We start from the raw sequence: 18627 nt of genomic DNA on the forward strand, positions 1-18627 counted from the left end.
GTTTGACCCCAGGGGAGTTGAAGTATGCAGAAAATATGTAGTCGTAATGGTGCGCGCAATAATATTGGTGCTCGCAATACTGTTGATGGTCATAGTGGCCGCAGTCCTGGCCGCAAACTAAATAATAAACACAGCCGTAATTTTCTGCTTGGGACTGTGCGTATGACGCCGCTTGCGTTAGCGTTATTGACTTTGTCGGCCCCGTCTCATGCCGAAGCTGAATTGCCAACTGTCAACGTCACTGCCCAGCAGGGTGATGAAAGTGCATTATCCAGTTATCGCGCCTACATCGGGAGTGCCGGCGCTTTGGGAACGAAAGAGTTGCTTGATACCCCGTTCTCGGTGAGCGTCGCAACCAAGGAATATATCGCCAACCAGCAGGCGACTACCATTGCGGATGCATTCAAGGGTGACGCCGCTGTGACAGCGCTGAATAATAATATTTCTGGTGAAAACTCTCAGATAGCCATTCGCGGGCTGGCACTCGATACACTGAATGGATTTAAAGTTGATGGCCTCAACACAGTCCTATGGCAAGCTGATTTGCCATTAGAGCATTTTGAGCAGATTGAAATTCTGAAGGGATTGTCCGGCTTTATGTACGGCTTCAGTTCGCCGGGTGGGATTGCTAACTTCCAGACCAAGCGCGCTACCCAAGCGCCAATATCGATGGTGACAGTGGGTTATGGCACCCAATCGCAATACAAGGCACAGGCCGATATTAGCCGACGTTTCGGTGAAAATGATCGCTATGGTTTACGCGTCAATGCGGTGCACGAAGGCGGTACGACTTATCTTGATGCGCCGATTAAGCGCGATTCGGTATCGGCGGCTTTTGATGTGCGCCTCGCACCAGGTTTAGTCTGGACGTTAGACGGACTGTATCAAAAACGTAAAGTGAATGGTTCGCTCTTTGCGCTGACCTTGGCTGATGGCGTGGCGTTGCCTAGTCCAGTAGATGGAAGCCATCGTCTTAGTCAGGATTTCACTTATCACGAAACAACGATCGCCACCGTCGGAACAGAATTGCGCTGGAACATTGCGGGAAGTTGGGACATGCGTTCGGGCTATCGCAGCATGCGCCAGACACGTACCAACTATGATAGTGCTCTGACGGTGACTGACAACGTCGGCAACTATAACGAAAACCTTTATCGTTGGTATAGCAAGCAGAACAGCGACTCAGCAAATTTATTGTTTTCTGGTCAATTACAGACAGGCTCAATTAACCATGACGTCACCTTCGGTACCGATATGCAAAGGGCGGAACGTATCAACGGCAATTTGGGTGAAGACTTCCTTGGTACCGGTAATCTGTATCGTGATACTGTGCTTGCCAATCCTGGTTTGCCGGTAGATCAGGCGCTCTTCAAAGCGTCCGATACGCGCAATGTGGGCGTGTTTGTGAGTGACACGGTTCATTGGACGCCGCAGTGGAGTTCTATCATCGGTTTGCGTCATAGCAACTACACGCAGCACTCGTACAATTTGGACGGTTCCACATCGGACACCTATACCAAAACTGCTTTGTCGCCGACGCTTGCCATGATCTGGAAGCCTGCTCCATCGGTCTCCTACTATGTCAGTTACGTTGAATCACTGGAACAGGGCGGCTCCGCACCGCTGAGCACAGTCAACTATGGCGATACATTTGGACCGTTGAAGAGTAAGCAGTATGAAGCGGGCGTCAAAAAAGAAGGAAAAGGCTGGTCTGCCGAAGCGGCCTTATTCCGTATCGAACGCGGGCTGGAGTTCACGAACAGCAGTAACGTCTATATCCAGGAAGGGGCATTAAGCTATCAGGGGCTGGATGTCGCGGGTCGGATGGAATTGGGTCGCGATTGGGGCTTGATGGCTAGTGCGGTATGGATGACCAGCAAAAATAAGAGTGATGATCCAACGGTTGATGGCAAACGTGCAAACAATGTCGCCAACTTCACAGCCGCCTTACAAGCCGAATACAAAGTACCAACGTTGACTGGTCTGACTTTATCGGGTGGAACGCGCTATGTTGCGTATTCTGGTCAACGTGACCGCTCATTCTGGCCGATCGTGACCGCTGCGCCTGCGATGTTGTTACGCGGTTAAATTGTAATGTCTGCGGTCACGATGGGTCGATAGTTTTCTCCTTTTTGCTGGTTTTAGGTCGTTCTGCGCCACGCAGTGAATCGCCGGTCAGTGTCAGCCGATGATTGCGCTGCAGAATGCGGTCCAGGATGGCGTCGGCAATAGTGGCGTCGCCAATCCAGGCATGCCAATGGTCAACAGGAAGTTGACTGGTAATAATCGTCGCTCTGTTTGCCGCCCGGTCGTCAATCATCTCCAGCAAGTCGGAACGGGTCGTGCTGTCGATCGCGCCCATGCCCCAGTCATCAAGTACCAAGACATCGATCTTGGCGAGTTGGAGCAGCCATTTCCCAAAGCTGCCGCTGCCGTGCCGGATGCGTAGTTCTTCCTGTAGACGGGGTACGCGTTGATAAACAGCAGAGTATCCGCGCCGACAGGCGTACTGTGCCAGTGCGCAGGCCAGCCACGATTTGCCAGCACCGGTCGGTCCGGTAATGAGAATGCTGTGGCCAGCACTGACCCAATCTCCCAGCGCCAGACTCATCACTTCACGGCGGTCGATGCCACGCCCCGAGCGGGCATCAATGTCTTCAATCGCCGCTTGTGCGTATTTCAGGTGGGCGTTCTTAAGCAGGCGCAGGAGCTTGCGGTCATTGCGGCAATGGACTTCGCGATCAACCAAGAGTGCCAGACGTTCCTCGAAACTCATCGCCGCCATACTGGCCTGCGTCAATTGTTCCTCCAGTCCGGTCGCTAAGCCATCGAGTTTTAAGGTCCGCAATTGGGCCAGAGTGGTATGCATCATCATCGTTGACATCCTCATTGATAGTAATCAGGGCCACGCACATGGGCATGGTCAGGACTGACCCAATCGCCAACTGGGGCACACGGTGTGCGATCACGGTTATTTTTGAGAATGTCACGGACGTGGCGGTATTGGCAGGCACCGAGCTGTAAGGCCAGCATGCATCCTGCTTCAAGACGTGGCTTGCCGTAGCGCTTGGCCAATGACAGCAGACCAAGACAGGCACGGTAGCCGTGCTCGGGATGTCTGTTCTCGGCCATCAGACGCGTCACCGCCTCCGCTGTCGCCGTACCGATGGTCTGTCCCCAGTGAATCAGTCGCTGTGGCGTCCATTCCAATTGCGCACGATGCGCCACCGGCATATGCAGGGTGTCGGTGGTGAACCCGCCTTCGCCACTGTTGCGCGGATGACTGGCGACACGTTGACCGCGATGCAGGATTTCCACTGTCGTCGCTGTCATCCGGGCTTCCAGCACCTGACCGACCAGGGCTTGCGGCACACTGTAGTGATGGCGGCCGATCTCAACGTGGTAATCGTTATGCACCCTGACAGTCTTGAAATGCGCCATCTCATAACATTGCAATGGCAAAGGCCGTAGCGCCGGGACATCGAGTTGGGCAAACGCACTGGCGCGACTACCGGGTAGCTTCTGAAACGGCTTATCGTTAAGTACGCTCAGCAGCGGTGCGATGGCGACATCGACCTCGTGGACGCTGCTAAATTGCTGATGTCGCAGACGCGCCATGATCCAGCGCTCGACGATCTGCACTGCTGATTCGGCCTTCGCTTTATCCTGAGGATGACGCGGACGGGCTGGCAAGATGGAGGTGCCGTAGTGGCGCGCAAAATCGCGTACGGTGTCGTTACTGCGTGGTTCGTAGCGATTGGCGTCGGCGATCATAGCCTTCGGATTATCGGGAACAATCAACTGCGGTACCCCGCCGAAGAAGCGCAGCGCACGCGCTGTCGAAGTGAGCCAGTCGGCCATCGTCTCACGCGGCGTAGCACAGGCATAGGTGTAGCTCGATGCGCCCAGAGCAGCGACGAAGATGTGGGCACGGCTACCATCAGTGAGACCGATAGTCGGACCAGCATAATCAATGAACAGTTTCTCGCCAGCCCGGTGAATCTGGCGCATAGAGCGTTTGAGCTGTTTGGCAAACTGCCGGTAATTCACGCAGAACTGTGAGTAGGCATAGGTCTGGTGCTGGGCATAATCGGCACGATACTCTTCCCATAGCAACATCAGCGTCATCCCCTTGCGCCGCAGTTCGTGATGCAGCCTGGCGTAATCTGGCTGGACATGGTCTCGGGTCCGTTCTGGCGTGACCAAAAGCCGGTGCGCCAACTCGGTGTCGTCTACATCTTGCACCGCCGACCAGTCCAAACCGGCAACGGCGGCCAGGCCGACATACTTGGTGACGACTCCTTTTGAAATCCCCAGTGCTGCGGCAATCTGCTGGTGCGATAGTTTGGCATCCAGTTTTAAACGTAATACGTCTTTTATCTTACGCATAGTGATCCTTTGTACGGGCACGTTGTCTCCAGACAAACTGGAAGCGTACCCGTTCGGTTGCTCTATGCGTAACATCATCACGGTGCTGTACGACACCATTCCGGTATCGTGACCGATGATTCTGCTATCGTGACCGCCGATTCTGGTCGGGCTTGAAATCGGTCACGATAGACCGGAATGAGCGGTCACGATGCGCCAGAATGGTCGGTCACGATAGACCAGAATCGGTGGTCACGATCGGCCAGAATACCCACTATGTCGGCAATCAAGCGCTGGAAAGCGATAACGCGCACATAATCGGTAGTTATCAACTGGTTGATATTGGCGCACGCTACAAGGTAAAAGTCGGCGGCAAGGATGTTGTTTTCAGGGCGAATCTGGATAACCTGACCAATGAGAAATATTGGTTAGGTAGCTGGAATGGCTTCCTGATTCAGGGCGCGCCGCGGACGTTGCGGGCTAGTGCGGAATTTAATTTCTGATCTAAAACGGTAGGGTGTGAATAAAATTAAATAGCGATGCTTCCGGCATCGCTATTTTTTATGTTAATCGCCATGATGCGTAGAAGGTCACGATGAGTGATCTATGCAGAAGCTAAATCAGCCGCTTCAACTTCTGCAAATAACGCCGTCACAAAATCGACAAACACCCGGACTTTTACCGATAGCTGATGACTGTGGTGATACACGACCGATACCGGCGGGCCAGACGTATTCCAGTCGGTGAGAATCGGGGTCAACAGTCCGCTTCGTATCTGCGGGTGTAGCGACAGCGAAAGTAACTGAACAATACCCGCACCGCTGGTTGCTGCATGAATCAGCGACTCAGCGTGATTGATTGAAATACTTGTTTGCGGATTCAATTCAACGTGTTGCTTGCCTTTGTTAAAGGTCCATGGAACGTTCAGGCCGGTATTTGGATGAATAAAGGATAGGCAGTTGAAGCGCGCCAAATCTTGTGGTGTCTCGGGCGTGCCATGCTGTGAAAGATAATCCGGCGACGCACAGCACATATTTTTTGTTTGATAGATCCGTCTCGCCACCATACTGGAATCTTTTAATTCACCAATCCGCATCCAGATATCGCCCCGGCCTTCCACCATATCGACCATCCGGTCGCTGACGTTCATGCGCACCGTTAGATCGGGGTAGAGCGCGGTAAAGCGCGATAGCGCTGGCGCAAGATAAATGCGACTGATCACGGTTGGCACGTCAATCCGCAGCACGCCTTGTGGTGTCGCCCTGGAACCTTGTAATGCGTCTTCCAGCTCCATCATGTCGCCCAGCAATCGTTGCGCACTTTGATAGCAGCGATGTCCGTCATCGGTCAGAGAAATTTTACGCGTAGTCCTATTTAACAAGCGGACGCCAAAATGCCGTTCAAGACTGGCGATATGATTGGTAATTGAGCCGTTTGAGAGTTCTAGTTGCTGTGCTGCACGACTGAAGCTATTGAGCTCAACGACGTGACAGAATATTCGCAATGATTCGAGTCGGTCCATGGGAAGCGTAATTGGTTGGTGACTGATTAGGGATTATTTAATAAATCTAAATAATGATTTTAAATATTTCCTATTATTTTGTAAATGAAAAATGTGCATAATATGGGTAGGTCGGGCGCTAATGATCCGACAGACAACACTTTTTTCGGAGACCGTATTCATGACATTAGCCTCATCATCGCCTGATGGCGTCCACCGCCAGTTAGATATTCCTGCCTTAATCGACCGCAGCAAAATCGGCGTTCCTCAAACGATTATGTTAATTTTGTGCGGCTTGTGTCTGATCGTTGATGGTTTTGATGTGCAGGCCATGGGCTACGTAGCGCCCGCGATTATTCAGGATTGGGGTATTGCGAAATCGCATCTTGGACCGGTTTTTGGGGCTGGTTTGTTCGGAATGCTAGTCGGTTCGTTGACGTTTAGTATTTTGGCCGATCGGATTGGCAGGCGTCCGGTATTGATCGCAGCGACGTTATTTTTTGCCATCTGCATGCTAGTGACGCCGATGGCAACTTCCATCGGTCAGTTGGAAATCATCCGCTTCGTCACCGGTTTGGGGCTGGGCGCGATTATGCCGAACGCGATGGCGCTGGCGGGTGAATACAGTCCACTACGCAAACGTGTGACATTGATGATGCTGGTATCTTGCGGCTTTACGTTGGGTGCGGTGCTGGGCGGGCTGTTGTCGGCATACCTGATTCCGCGTTTCGGATGGCAATCGGTGTTCCATGTTGGCGGCGTTGTGCCGTTGGTTATTGGTGCGCTGATGATTTTTCTGCTGCCAGAATCAATGCAGTTTTTGGTGCTGCGCGGTAAGAAGCTAGATCAGGTCGGCAAGTGGTTGCGTCGGATTGATCCAAACATCCACATAGATGCTGATACCCGTTACGTGGTGAACGAAAAAGCAGGTAAAGGCGCACCGATGCTGCAACTTTTTCAGGAGGGCAGGGCAAAGGTCACGATCCTGCTATGGGTAATCAACTTCATGAATCTCGTGAATTTGTATTTTCTGTCAAACTGGTTGCCCACCATCGCAAAAGACGCTGGATTATCGACGGCGAACGCGGTATTGGCTGGCACCGCGCTACAGATCGGTGGCACGTTCGGGACGCTGATTATGGGACAACTAATTGACCGTTCGAGTTTTCGCCGGGTGTTGATTCCAGTGTTCGTCGTTGCCGGTATCGCCGTGGCCTTGATTGGACGTCCCGAGGCATCGTTGATTTTCTTATTTGGAAGTATTTTTGTTGCTGGCTTTTGTATTGTTGGCGGTCAACCTGCGGTAAATGCGTTGGCTGGCACGTATTACCCGACCACATTGCGTTCGACTGGTATCGGTTGGAGTCTCGGAATCGGAAGGATTGGCTCGATTGTGGGTCCGGTATTGGGTGGTGAATTGATACGCCTTAACTGGCCGAACAGCACGATTTTTATCGTCTTGGCAGTACCGGCACTCGTTTCGGCGCTGATGCTGATATTGATGGGAAACAACTCCCTTCGTCAATCAACCAGCGCCAATGCGGGGCAATCCACTAGTCGCGCCACATAAATCGTAAGGAGAGTACGCATGTCAACACCAATTGCCGAGCCATTGCACGCATCTACGCAGGACGCAATTCACAAAACAGATCCTGAAGATGCCGGCGTGCTCAGGTATCAATCCGGATTTTGTAATGACTTCGCTACAGAGGCTTTACCCGGCGCGTTGCCCGCCAGCCAAAATTCACCACAAAAAGTAGCGTACGGCCTCTATGCCGAGCAATTATCCGGCACGGCGTTTACCGCACCGCGCGCGCGTAATCGTCGTTCCTGGTTGTATCGCATTCGGCCGGGCGTGATGCATCATGCCTTTGAGCCGTGTGATCATCCCTTATTGCGCAGTGGGCCTTTTAACCAGGTGGCGGCGTCGCCCAACCAGCTGCGCTGGGACCCTTTACCGTTGCCAGCGTCCGATCAACCGGCCGATTTTATTGATGGCTTGGTGACCATTGCCGGAAACGGTGATACGTCGATGCAAGCGGGTATGGGAATCCACATATACGTCGCGAATCGTTCGATGTACGATCGATTTTTTTATGATGCTGATGGCGAATTGTTGATCGTACCGCAGCAAGGCCGTTTGCTGGCGCATACCGAGTTCGGCATAGTGGATGTCAAGCCGGGTGAGATTTTGGTGATCCCGCGTGGTGTGCGCTTTCGTATGGTGCTGCCGGATGGCGCAGCGCGTGGTTACATTTGTGAGAATTATGGCGCGCAATTTGAGTTGCCCGAATTAGGCCCGATTGGATCAAATGGATTAGCCAATACCCGTGACTTTCAGACGCCAGTGGCCGCCTATGAAGACAGGGAAGGCGATTTTCAGTTAGTGGCAAAATTTGGCGGGCAATGTTGGTCTGCCGCGATTGACCATTCACCGCTGGACGTGGTCGCGTGGCATGGCAATTATTCGCCTTACAAGTATGACCTGAGTCGCTTTAATACGATTAATACGGTCAGTTTCGATCATCCTGATCCTTCTATTTTTACGGTCTTGACCTCGCCATCGGATACTGGAGGAACCGCTAATGTGGACTTTGTAATCTTTCCCCCGCGCTGGATGGTGGCCGAAAATACTTTCCGGCCACCTTGGTTTCATCGTAATGTCATGAGCGAATACATGGGATTGGTGCACGGCGCTTATGATGCCAAGGCCGAAGGCTTCGCCCCGGGCGGCGGTAGTCTGCACAATTGCATGAGTGGCCACGGCCCCGATGCCACAACTTTTGAGAACGCTAGCAACGCGACACTGATGCCGCATCGAATCGACAATACGTTGGCCTTTATGTTTGAAAGTCGATACGTGATTCATCCGACGCATTTTGCGCTAGAGTCGCCACTTTTACAGAAAGATTATCTGGCTTGCTGGGATGGTCTGAAAAAGAATTTTAATGGACAGCCTTGAGTTTTTTTTACGGACTGACAGTCATGCTTAATGTGGGTGACGGTATGACGAAATGCACTATATAAATTTAAACGGGAGTTCTTATGCAACCCAATGACCCAACGCTGAAGTCTTTTATTGAGACATCACCAGAATGCCATTTCCCTATTCAAAATTTGCCGTTTGGCATCTTTAGCAATCTAGAAGATCCGACCTTGCGCGTCGGCGTCGCCATTGGCGACCAAGTATTGGATCTGGCGATTCTGGCAGACGCAGATCTCTTGCCGTTGCCATCGGAGATTTTTCTTAGCGGTAGCTTAAATCAATTTGTGGCGCTAGGGCATGCGACCTGGCGCGCGACGCGTGAGCTCATTAGCCATTTGTTGCGTGATGACAATCCGCTATTACGTGATGATCAGACGTTGCGTGCTGCTGCATTCCTGCGGCAAGATGCGGTTACTTTACATTTGCCGATGGAAATCGCCGGTTACACCGATTTCTATTCGTCGAAAGAACACGCTACCAATGTCGGATCAATGTTCCGTGATCCAGAAAATGCCTTGTTACCAAACTGGCTGCATATCCCGATTGGCTACAACGGGCGCGCCAGTTCAGTGGTGGTGAGTGGAACCGCATTGCATCGCCCAAAAGGACAATTAAAACTGCCAGATGTTGATGCCCCGATTTTTGCACCATCCCGCAAGCTGGATTTTGAGCTGGAAACCGGTTTCTTGATCGGGCAGCCAAATGCTTTGGGCGAACCGATTGATATCAACGTGGCGGAGCAACATATTTTTGGCATGGTATTGCTTAATGATTGGAGCGCCCGCGATTTACAGCAGTGGGAATATGTCCCGCTGGGACCGTTCAATAGTAAATCATTCGGCACCTCGATTTCACCTTGGGTGGTGACGATGGAAGCGCTGGAGCCGTTCCGTGTTGCCAGTCCTGTGCAGCAACCGACACCATTGCCGTACTTGCAGCAACAGACCGATAATGCCTATGACATTGCTCTCGAAGTGACGTTGACGCCCATAGAGGACGAGGGGAAGCCTGGTTCGGGACAAACAATTTGTAAGACCAATTTTAAGGCGATGTATTGGACCATGGCGCAACAACTGGCGCATCACACTGTATCCGGCTGTAATACTAAAGTCGGCGACTTGATGGGCTCTGGCACCATCAGTGGCAGCGCATCAGGCGCGTTCGGTAGTCTGCTGGAATTGACGCGGAACGGGCAGAAGCCGTTGATCTTGGCAAATGGCATGCAACGCGGTTTTATTCAGGATGGCGATGCAATCAGCATGACCGGATGGTGTCAGGGTGACGGCTATCGCGTTGGTTTTGGTCAGGTCACCGGCAAGATATTGCCAGCGCGGTAAAGCGGATTTGGGAGGCTTGGGCACGATGCTTCGTGCCCAAACAAACATTTATGTGAGGATCTTTTATAACCAGATGATGGCAGCGATGACGCCGATTATTAACCCAAATTTGATCACGTAATAGAGTGGCTTGCTAAACTTTTTGAGCGCTCTGCGGTATTGTCCGGCAGCCCAGACAAAGCGAAACAGCTTGTTAATGCCGCCGGTTTCATCTCCTGTGTCATTCGGTGATGCAGCTGCGCTCATCATGTGGCGGCCAAGCCAGCGGTTGACAGCCTGCGCCCACGCATACTTCATCGGGCGTTCGATATCGCAGAAGATGATGATGCGATTGACGTCGGTACCGTTATGCGCCCAGTGCATGAATGTTTCGTCAAATACGACACCCTGACCATCACGCCAGCTATGGCGTTCGCCATTGACCTCAATAAAACAGCGATCATCATTCGGCGTAATAAGACCAAGATGATAGCGCATCGATCCAGCAAATGGATCGCGATGCAAATTCAGTTTTCCGCCCGGTCCAAGTTCTGCAAACATGGCAGCTTTTACGCTTGGTGTCCGGCGCAGTAACGCGACCGTTTTCGGACAAAACTGTTCAGCCGATGGATGGCTGGCGTCATACCATTTCAGATAGAAACGTTTCCAGCCAGCTTTAAAAAATGAGTTAAAACCGGCGTCGTCGTTCTTCGCCGCAGCGCGGATTTTTTCCATTCCGATCAGGGCTTGCGCTTCGTCGCGAATAGTTTCCCAATTGTCTTCCAGAATTTTCAAGTCACTGAAAGCGCTGGTTGGCAGATAAGCCGTGTTGGTCGGCACTTTGGAAAACATGTACATCAAAATATTCAACGGTGCCATGATCGACGAATGGTCGAACAACTGACGAAAAAACGGTAACCGTACCTTGCCGCGGAAGTGGACGTAAATAATGGATAAAAGAAAAATGCTAATCACTGCCCATTTCATGACAATGTGCTCCAATCAAAAAAAACTGCTTCACGATTATTCAACGTCGGAGGCACTCAGGAAGGCGCGCTAACGTTAAGTATCAATGAGCAAAAAAACAATAAGAAGTCAGCCTGAAATGCATTTAGTCGACATTTTAGCCGTTTGTGACTATTTTTCCTCGTTTATGACCATTTATGGGCAAATAGAATGGCAATGAATGGCGGCAAACCTATTTGGACGATTGCCAGACCGTGAATTTTAATGATAATATCGGCGCTTCCTTTGGGGAGTAGCCTTCTTGCGATAGATTGACGCTGCCGTGCCTGACTTAAAGTTAGCGTAGAGCGAGTCATTGTTGCAATGAGCGTATGTCAACATACTTGACGCTTATCGTCATGGCATACGAGACCGTCAGGTGTGGCAAGACCTTTGGTGCAATGTCCTTACCCGGCTGGGCGGGGGCGCTGCGCCATTTGTCAGCGCCCAGCCCTCAGGAACTCCTTTATGTGCAAGTCTCGTTATTTTCCTGTTGGTCATTCCAATTTATCACGCATTTCACTCTCCGCTGATCAGGCTATCGTCTGGCACGAGGTATCGGCATGATATTAACCATTGCGTTGTTGCTGGGCTCAGCAATTGTTATTTATTTGTCATGTGAGTATTTCGTCAATAGTATCGAATGGGTAGGACGTCGTTTGGGTGTTGCCCAAAGCGCTGTCGGTACTGTGCTGGCTGCGTTCGGCACGGCATTACCAGAAACTGTCGTTACTTTTGTAGCGGTGGTGTTTGGTCGCGATGCGGCGCATAAAGATATCGGCGTTGGCGCTGCCCTTGGTGGCCCGTTGGCGCTGAGCACGATTGCTTATGCAGTCGTCGGCTTGATGTTTATTCTGAACCGCAAAAAAATTGGAGGCATCTTACTTTCCGCAACCGATGGCGCCCGATTAAGTCGCGACCAAGCCTGGTTCATGGGAATTTTTGTCCTGAAGGTCTTGCTTGGTTTGTTCGCGTTCACCTTCAAGCCGTGGCTCGGTTTGTTGTTTCTGCTGGCATACGGCACTTATATTTGGGGCGAGATCCGCAAAGAGGATAGCGCCGATGTGGAGATTCACGATCTTGATCCGCTGAAATTTCGCCCAAACGATCCACAACCGGGACTTGGCTGGGCTGCATTGCAGACAATAGTTGCGCTCGTCGTCATTTTTTTGAGTTCACAGCTATTTGTGGCGCAGCTTGAGGCAATGGCGCCATGGCTTGGTATTTCCCCCCATTTGGTGGCTTTATTGCTGAGCCCGATTGCGACTGAACTGCCAGAGATTCTAAATGCGGTGATCTGGGTGCGACAAGGTAAACAGACATTAGCGCTGAGTAATATTAGTGGTGCAATGATGATTCAAGCGACGATTCCCACCGCATTGGTATTAATCTTCACGCCATGGATGCTGGATACCGCGCTTATTTGGGCCGGAACGATCACCATGGTGTCAATCGCAGGATTGTATGTGCTGTTGCGCAAACAGGTGTTGACGGGTGGTCGGCTGGCAATGTTTGGCGGACTGTATCTGATATTTGCAGCGGGCCTGGCGATTATTGGTGTACGTTAATGGTCATAATTTGTCTAAGCTAGTTTGAGCCGTCGTTAAATGTTGACTATTTACAGGGGGGTGAGCGCTAGGGACTTGAGGGGCCTCGCTCTGTTCAGGCCCGTGGTCTTGAGGCGCGTTATGATCCTCGCATCATCGGTGCTTCAGATTTCCGACACTCCGGTATTGATTTCATCTCGCGCCACGTTAATCTCTTTGGTTTCAAATTCAATTCCACCTATGCGTTGCGCTGCCGTGTTGTACACCCACGCGCCAAACAGCGTACAACCAAAACCACATAGCGCGTACAGAATCGGTGTCGAAAGGATCAATCGGGACAATTGGAATGCGCGGAAATCCAGCTCGATCCACGTAATTAGAGCCGACACAATCATGAGCAGTAAGGTGATGGCAAAATAAAGAACAGCTAATATCTTGGCGGTTTGCAGCGGGGCGATACGGATAATTTGTTTTTTCATGTGAATTTTCTTGGTGAATTTTTGATTTTTCGGAAAACTGTGATGACCTGATTTTGACCGTTTTCCAAGGACATACGAACTAGGCGCGCGACCCCATGGCTATGATGGCTGCGCCGCTCAATGCTAGTCCGGCACCCAGTACATCACTCCAACGTGGCGTAATGCCATCTATACTCCATAACCAAACTATAGCTGTGGAAATATATACCGCGCCATAGGTAGCGTAGACGCGACCACTGGCAATGGGATGGAGTGTAAGCAACCAGACGAACGCGACCAGACTAACGACCGCTGGAAGTAGCAACCACGCTGAACCTTTGCCATTGAGCCATAGCATTGGCAGATAGCAGCCGAGTATCTCGGCAACGGCGGTTAAAAAAAATAATCCAAACGTTTTTACGAATGCAGTCAAAAGCATGGTGGAAAATTTCCCTGACCAGGATTGGCGTTATTTATATGGTAGGGGAGGAGTATACGGTACGGCAAATTTTTAAGGGTGTATTTTGTTTTTTGCCGATTTAAGCCAATCTATTGGTACACGCACGGTGTCGTTTCGCTGACCAAAGCGGAGTAACTTATCCTGTGGCTTAACCTGCACAGTTTCGGTATATTCGTGGTGGGTGTTGAACGGCATACACTAATAAAAATTACGCTTTAAGTGCTTCTTACTAGCCTCTTAATCACCTCTTGGTTACCCCTCAACTGCTCTTTAATAACAAAAGGAGATACGATGCTGGAACTCAGACCCACCTGTGAACACTGCAACAAAGCATTACCTCCGGCTTCACTTGACGCACGTATTTGCTCCTATGAATGTACCTTTTGTGCATCCTGCGTCGATAACGTTCTGGAGAATGTCTGTCCAAATTGTGGCGGCGGCTTTGTTCATCGACCGATCAGACCGGCAACAAACCGCAAGGGCGGTAATTTCCTCGGGACCGATCCGGCAAAAACCGAGGTTAAGCACAGGCCGGTCGATGCTGAGGTGCATGCGCGCTTTGCCGCTACAATCAAAGCAATCCCACCGGAGCAACGTTAGTCCTAAACAGGGATAACATGGACAGGCATGTATGGGCGCGGGCTCCTTTTTTACGTGTCATTGGTTCGTCACAATCGAACATTACAATCTGCCCGATTATGATGAGCAATACCTCCGACTAGCGATTCAGGCAGATTGCTGGTCCACCACCCGATGACGATTTATTGAAAAATATGACCTTTCCTCTACTAAATCGCGAACTCGGCGTCCTTGCCTTCAATGAGCGGGTGTTGGCCCAAGCGGAAGATTCAAACGTGCCTTTGCTCGAGCGCGTGCGCTTTGTATGCATCACCAGCAGCAACCTTGATGAATTTTCTGAAATTCGTATGTCGGGTTTGCAGGAACAAATGCGCGAATCGATCGATGGCGTGACGCCAGACGGAATGTCGCTACAACAGGCTTACACGGTCATCAGCGAGCGCGCCCAAAAACTGGTCGCTCGCCAATATGCGCTATTTAACGATGTGCTATTGCCTGCGCTCAATGCTGAGGGAATCGTTTTTTACGCAGAGTCGGATTGGGACGAAAAGCAGCGCGCCTGGGCGCACGAATTTTTTAAAACGGAACTGCTGCCGGTATTGACACCGATTGGTCTTGACCCAGCGCATCCTTTTCCCAAAGTACTCAACAAGAGTTTAAATTTTGCCGTCAAATTGAGCGGCAAAGATGCCTTTGGTCGCGAACCGGAACTTGCCATCGTTCAGGCACCGCGCGCGTTACCGCGATTGGTGCGCATGCCGGAAGAGTTGTCGCGTCATCCTTATGGCTTCGTTCTGTTAAGCAGCTTCATGCAATGCTTCGTGGGTGAATTATTCCCCGGCTTATCTATCGGCGGATGCTATCAATTCCGCGTGACCCGTAACAGCGATCTGTTTGTGGATGGAGATGAAGTCACCGATTTACGGCTGGCATTGCAGGGCGAACTCCCAACTCGCCAACTTGGCAATGCGGTGCGTCTGGAGGTTGGGGATGATATCCCCGCATCGTTAGTATTACGGTTACTGAACCAAAACGGTTTGCAGCAAGCCGATTGTTATCGCGTCAATGGTTCGGTCAATCTGGTCCGGTTGATGCCATTACCGGATTTGGTTGATCGCCCCGATTTGAAGTTTGTACCGCACACACCAGTGCTGCCAAAGTCGTTCTTTACCGGATCGTCGGTGTTTGATGTCATTGATCAGGATGATGTTTTGTTGCATCATCCCTACGAGAGTTTTCAGCCGGTTCTGGAACTGTTACAGCAGGCAGCAATTGATCCCGATGTGCTGGCCATCAAGCAAACTATTTATCGTACCGGTAATGAATCGGCGCTGATGAATGCGTTGATGCAAGCAGCAAAAAACGGTAAGGAAGTGACTGTCGTGCTGGAACTAATGGCGCGCTTTGATGAAGAAACCAATATCGGCTGGGCTGCCAAACTGGAAGCAGTCGGCGCACATGTTGTATATGGGGTCTTCGGTTATAAAACCCACGCCAAGATGCTGTTGATCGTACGCCGAAAACAACATGCCAAGCACACCAAACTCAAGCGCTACGTGCATCTTGGTACAGGCAACTATCACTCCCGGACTGCGCGTTTGTACACGGACTTCGGTCTGATGACCAGTGATGACAAAATGTGCGAAGACGTCCATAACGTGTTTCAGCAACTGACAGGATTCGGCAAGCAAGTTCAGCTTAAGCGTTTGTGGCAATCGCCTTTTACGTTACACGCGAATATTCTCAAGGCCATTCAGAAGGAAGTCGACGCTGCCAAAGCCGGACGGCAGGGCTACATCATTGCCAAGATGAACGCATTACTGGAACCAACCGTCATCGCCGCTTTGTACGAGGCCTCACAAGCTGGGGTAAGAATCCAGCTGATTATTCGCGGCGTATGTGCGCTGCAAGCCGGTGTTCCCGGCTTGTCGGATAACATCACCGTGCGTTCCGTTATTGGCCGTTTTTTAGAGCATCATCGGGTCTTCTATTTTTATGCAGACGGTGAGGAAAACGTGACACTGTCCAGCGCCGACTGGATGGATCGCAATTTATTCCGCCGCATTGAAACCGCATTTCCGATTCTTGACAGTAAGTTGAAGCGCCGGGTCATTGAAGAAAGTTTGCTGATACATCTGCAAGATAATGCCTCAGCATGGGATATGACGAGTGATGGCTCTTACAAAAAAGTGAAGCCGGGTGATGCAGAGCCATTAGTGAGTCAGATTGATTTGTTGGCGCGGTTTTGAGCGCGCTTCAATTAGTTGCGTAAAAAGCGCATTCATTGCTTGAGTCAAGTCTAGTTCGTTTCCATGCGATGTCAAATTGATGGAGAGGAATCTCTCTTTATCGTCTGGTATTAAGAGATATATTGCGTAGTCCGCCTGACTTAGCGCCGCGTTCTGCGGTTGATCGTGTCAAATACCTGCGCGACTCTATCTATATTCTGAAAGTCTACGTATCGCGTAACTGAGAAACACGAAATATTACGTATCAAAAAATCGCAACAACACCCACGCCACCTTTGAGAGCAAGCTTGGATGGATAGGAATATTCCTTACCATCGCTAGCGCCATTCATACCGCGTGTCTATTCGTGTTCCAGCAACTCCTAATCGGCGACGTTTTCCATACGCTCGTTACCCCGTGAATAAATTAATGGCTCGGATGTCACTCTGCCGTTGATTTTATTCAGTCAGCGCGCAATCTAGTGATACCAAAATAGATATCACTTATGAATAAAAAGTGATTGGTCATAGCGCCCAGGAATTTTTACACTATGCCAAGATTTAGCCAATAAGCGCGTATTTTTTCTTTTGGCTAGAGTAATCAGGTCGCTCACAGTTGCACTATATCTCTGGGGGCGAACTGAGCCCTGGATATCAAAATGAATATTGAATTTGTAAAAAAATTCATTTGTTTGATATCGCTAACATTCGTACTATAACGGGTGAAGTTGTTAAAAAGGTTGGCATTGAAAAGGTTAAGATGCGTTTGGGAAAGGTATTCCATCAAAGCCGTGCTACCTTATTTTGCGATAATAAAAAAAGTGTGCTGATTGGCGCCGGGCGAGGTTGCTGTAGAAAGCACATCACCGTTGTCGTTTGACCTAACACTAGCAGGTTCGTCGTACTTAATACTCGCAGCACCACAATAACTAAAGGAGACAAGTTGTGAAGATGATTAAATCCACGATTCTAGGATTGATGATAGGCCTAATTGGCGTTGCATCGCAGGCCAGCGCGCAGGAAAAAGCATTGGTCGGTATTTCAATGCCGACAAAATCCTCAGCGCGCTGGATCGCTGATGGTGACAATATGGTCAAGGTCTTCAAAGAAAAAGGTTACAAGACCGATTTGCAATACGCTGAAGATGACATCCCGAATCAGTTGGCGCAAATTGAAAACATGGTAACCAAAGGCGCAAAAGTCCTGGTGATCGCATCAATTGACGGCACAACGCTGTCCGACGTACTGCAAAAAGCCGCCGACAAGGGCGTCAAGATTATTGCGTATGATCGTTTGATCCGCAATTCCAAAAACGTTAATTACTACGCCACTTTCGACAACTTTCAGGTTGGCGTACTGCAAGCCGGTTATATCGTCAAAGCGCTCGATTTAAAAGATGGCAAGGGTCCATTCAATATTGAGCTTTTCGGCGGTTCGGCAGATGATAACAATGCCTTCTTTTTCTACAATGGCGCGATGTCAGTCTTGAAACCATATATCGATAGCGGCAAGCTGGTTGTTCGTAGCAAGCAGATGGGCATGGAAAAGGTTTCCACGCTACGTTGGGATGGTGCAGTTGCACAGGCGCGTATGGATAATCTGTTGAGCGCGTATTACACAAACGCACGGGTAGATGCGGTTTTGTCGCCATATGATGGCTTGAGTATCGGTATCATTTCATCGTTGAAAGGTGTCGGATATGGCACGCCAAAACTACCAATGCCTGTCGTCACAGGACAAGATGCCGAGATCCCATCGGTGAAATCAATTATCCGCGGCGAGCAACGCTCAACGGTCTTTAAAGATACGCGTGAACTCGCCAAGGTGACGGTCGGCATGGTTGATGCTGTGTTAAGCGGTAAGACACCGGCAATCAACGATACCAAAACCTATAACAATGGCGTGAAGGTTGTTCCTGCGTTCCTGTTGAAGCCGGTCGTTGTTGATGCGTCTAACTGGAAGCAAGTATTGGTCACTGGCAGCGGTTATTACACCGAAGCGCAAATTAAATAAAGTAATAAACCTGCGCGAAGAACCGTGGTTTCGATAGGAGAGTTGCTTCTCCATTCGATTCTGCGGTGCTGAATGGATGCGGTATTGATGTCGGTACTGAACCCGTCGCAAGTGCCGATTCGTACGATCAGCGAAGGTGTTAACGAAACCCTGTTATTAATATTCAG

Annotated in this window: 15 protein-coding genes; 9 read left to right on the forward strand and 6 right to left on the reverse strand. The window is 50.4% G+C overall.

Features of this window, described 5'->3' with window-relative positions; genetic code table 11:
• The first annotated feature begins 24 nt into the window (after positions 1 to 24).
• Entirely contained in the window at positions 25 to 2088 is a 2064-nt protein-coding gene (locus tag RGU75_RS14650) for a TonB-dependent receptor (RefSeq protein WP_322237086.1), read from the forward strand.
• A gap of 16 nt (positions 2089 to 2104) precedes the next feature.
• Here the strand turns inward: RGU75_RS14650 and istB are convergent, their stop codons facing one another.
• Together istB and istA are read right to left on the reverse strand one after the other, a co-directional pair.
• The gene (istB, locus tag RGU75_RS14655) at positions 2105 to 2875 is read right to left on the reverse strand and encodes an IS21-like element helper ATPase IstB (protein WP_322232626.1); all 771 of its coding nucleotides are present in this window, start codon (positions 2873 to 2875) and stop codon (positions 2105 to 2107) included.
• An 11-nt stretch (positions 2876 to 2886) separates the two neighbouring features.
• Positions 2887 to 4410 carry an IS21 family transposase gene (istA, locus tag RGU75_RS14660; RefSeq protein ID WP_322240175.1) on the reverse strand — a complete coding sequence of 508 codons (1524 nt, stop codon included), beginning with the start codon at positions 4408 to 4410 and terminating at the stop codon, positions 2887 to 2889.
• A 179-nt stretch (positions 4411 to 4589) separates the two neighbouring features.
• Here istA and RGU75_RS14665 point away from each other — a divergent pair, with 179 nt between their 5' ends.
• The gene (locus tag RGU75_RS14665) at positions 4590 to 4871 is read left to right on the forward strand and encodes a TonB-dependent receptor (RefSeq protein ID WP_322237088.1); all 282 of its coding nucleotides are present in this window, start codon (positions 4590 to 4592) and stop codon (positions 4869 to 4871) included.
• A 101-nt stretch (positions 4872 to 4972) separates the two neighbouring features.
• On the opposite strand, the gene RGU75_RS14670 is transcribed toward RGU75_RS14665, so the two are convergent.
• Positions 4973 to 5890, reverse strand: a complete 918-nt coding sequence (locus RGU75_RS14670; protein ID WP_322237090.1) for a LysR family transcriptional regulator — start codon at positions 5888 to 5890, stop codon at positions 4973 to 4975.
• A gap of 160 nt (positions 5891 to 6050) precedes the next feature.
• Between RGU75_RS14670 and RGU75_RS14675 the strand changes: the two genes are divergently transcribed.
• From RGU75_RS14675 to fahA, 3 genes are all read left to right on the forward strand, one after another.
• On the forward strand, positions 6051 to 7439 hold the full coding sequence (locus tag RGU75_RS14675) for an aromatic acid/H+ symport family MFS transporter (RefSeq protein WP_322237092.1): 1389 nt from the start codon (positions 6051 to 6053) through the stop codon (positions 7437 to 7439).
• A gap of 18 nt (positions 7440 to 7457) precedes the next feature.
• Positions 7458 to 8831 (forward strand): homogentisate 1,2-dioxygenase, encoded by a 1374-nt coding sequence (gene hmgA / locus RGU75_RS14680; protein ID WP_322237094.1) that lies wholly within the window; start codon positions 7458 to 7460, stop codon positions 8829 to 8831.
• Positions 8832 to 8914: 83 nt separating this feature from the next.
• Positions 8915 to 10192: a fumarylacetoacetase gene (gene fahA, locus RGU75_RS14685; RefSeq protein ID WP_322237096.1), complete on the forward strand. Its 1278-nt coding sequence runs from the start codon at positions 8915 to 8917 to the stop codon at positions 10190 to 10192.
• 63 nt (positions 10193 to 10255) lie between these two features.
• On the opposite strand, the gene lpxO is transcribed toward fahA, so the two are convergent.
• Positions 10256 to 11158: a lipid A hydroxylase LpxO gene (gene lpxO / locus RGU75_RS14690; RefSeq protein WP_322237098.1), complete on the reverse strand. Its 903-nt coding sequence runs from the start codon at positions 11156 to 11158 to the stop codon at positions 10256 to 10258.
• Between the two features lie 581 nt (positions 11159 to 11739).
• On the opposite strand from lpxO, the gene RGU75_RS14695 reads away from it, so the two are divergent.
• Positions 11740 to 12744, forward strand: a complete 1005-nt coding sequence (locus tag RGU75_RS14695) for a sodium:calcium antiporter (protein WP_322237100.1) — start codon at positions 11740 to 11742, stop codon at positions 12742 to 12744.
• Positions 12745 to 12887: 143 nt separating this feature from the next.
• Here RGU75_RS14695 and RGU75_RS14700 read toward each other — a convergent pair whose 3' ends face one another.
• Together RGU75_RS14700 and RGU75_RS14705 are read right to left on the reverse strand one after the other, a co-directional pair.
• Positions 12888 to 13202, reverse strand: coding sequence for a hypothetical protein (locus RGU75_RS14700; protein ID WP_322237102.1), 315 nt, complete (start codon positions 13200 to 13202; stop codon positions 12888 to 12890).
• 79 nt (positions 13203 to 13281) lie between these two features.
• Complete coding sequence (locus tag RGU75_RS14705) at positions 13282 to 13620, reverse strand: YnfA family protein (RefSeq protein ID WP_322237104.1); 339 nt, start codon at positions 13618 to 13620, stop codon at positions 13282 to 13284.
• Positions 13621 to 13932: 312 nt separating this feature from the next.
• Here RGU75_RS14705 and RGU75_RS14710 point away from each other — a divergent pair, with 312 nt between their 5' ends.
• The 3 genes from RGU75_RS14710 (at position 13933) to chvE (ending at position 18460) form a co-directional block, all read left to right on the forward strand.
• Positions 13933 to 14241, forward strand: a complete 309-nt coding sequence (locus RGU75_RS14710) for a DUF1272 domain-containing protein (RefSeq protein ID WP_322237105.1) — start codon at positions 13933 to 13935, stop codon at positions 14239 to 14241.
• A 173-nt stretch (positions 14242 to 14414) separates the two neighbouring features.
• Positions 14415 to 16469 (forward strand): polyphosphate kinase 1, encoded by a 2055-nt coding sequence (ppk1, locus tag RGU75_RS14715; RefSeq protein WP_322237107.1) that lies wholly within the window; start codon positions 14415 to 14417, stop codon positions 16467 to 16469.
• A gap of 929 nt (positions 16470 to 17398) precedes the next feature.
• Positions 17399 to 18460 (forward strand): multiple monosaccharide ABC transporter substrate-binding protein, encoded by a 1062-nt coding sequence (gene chvE, locus RGU75_RS14720; RefSeq protein WP_322240544.1) that lies wholly within the window; start codon positions 17399 to 17401, stop codon positions 18458 to 18460.
• The last annotated feature ends 167 nt before the right edge of the window (positions 18461 to 18627 follow it).

It is taken from the genome of Glaciimonas sp. CA11.2, from assembly GCF_034314045.1.
GTDB lineage: Bacteria > Pseudomonadota > Gammaproteobacteria > Burkholderiales > Burkholderiaceae_D > Glaciimonas.

Coding starts and splice junctions, on each gene's coding strand:
- RGU75_RS14650 (WP_322237086.1), top strand. CDS start 25: ATGCAGAAAATATGTAGTCGTAATGGTGCGCGCAATAATATTGGTGCT.
- istB (WP_322232626.1), bottom strand. CDS start 2,875: ATGATGATGCATACCACTCTGGCCCAATTGCGGACCTTAAAACTCGAT.
- RGU75_RS14665 (WP_322237088.1), top strand. CDS start 4,590: ATGGTCGGTCACGATAGACCAGAATCGGTGGTCACGATCGGCCAGAAT.
- RGU75_RS14670 (WP_322237090.1), bottom strand. CDS start 5,890: ATGGACCGACTCGAATCATTGCGAATATTCTGTCACGTCGTTGAGCTC.
- RGU75_RS14675 (WP_322237092.1), top strand. CDS start 6,051: ATGACATTAGCCTCATCATCGCCTGATGGCGTCCACCGCCAGTTAGAT.
- hmgA (WP_322237094.1), top strand. CDS start 7,458: ATGTCAACACCAATTGCCGAGCCATTGCACGCATCTACGCAGGACGCA.
- fahA (WP_322237096.1), top strand. CDS start 8,915: ATGCAACCCAATGACCCAACGCTGAAGTCTTTTATTGAGACATCACCA.
- lpxO (WP_322237098.1), bottom strand. CDS start 11,158: ATGAAATGGGCAGTGATTAGCATTTTTCTTTTATCCATTATTTACGTC.
- RGU75_RS14695 (WP_322237100.1), top strand. CDS start 11,740: ATGATATTAACCATTGCGTTGTTGCTGGGCTCAGCAATTGTTATTTAT.
- RGU75_RS14700 (WP_322237102.1), bottom strand. CDS start 13,202: ATGAAAAAACAAATTATCCGTATCGCCCCGCTGCAAACCGCCAAGATA.
- RGU75_RS14705 (WP_322237104.1), bottom strand. CDS start 13,620: ATGCTTTTGACTGCATTCGTAAAAACGTTTGGATTATTTTTTTTAACC.
- RGU75_RS14710 (WP_322237105.1), top strand. CDS start 13,933: ATGCTGGAACTCAGACCCACCTGTGAACACTGCAACAAAGCATTACCT.
- ppk1 (WP_322237107.1), top strand. CDS start 14,415: ATGACCTTTCCTCTACTAAATCGCGAACTCGGCGTCCTTGCCTTCAAT.
- chvE (WP_322240544.1), top strand. CDS start 17,399: ATGATTAAATCCACGATTCTAGGATTGATGATAGGCCTAATTGGCGTT.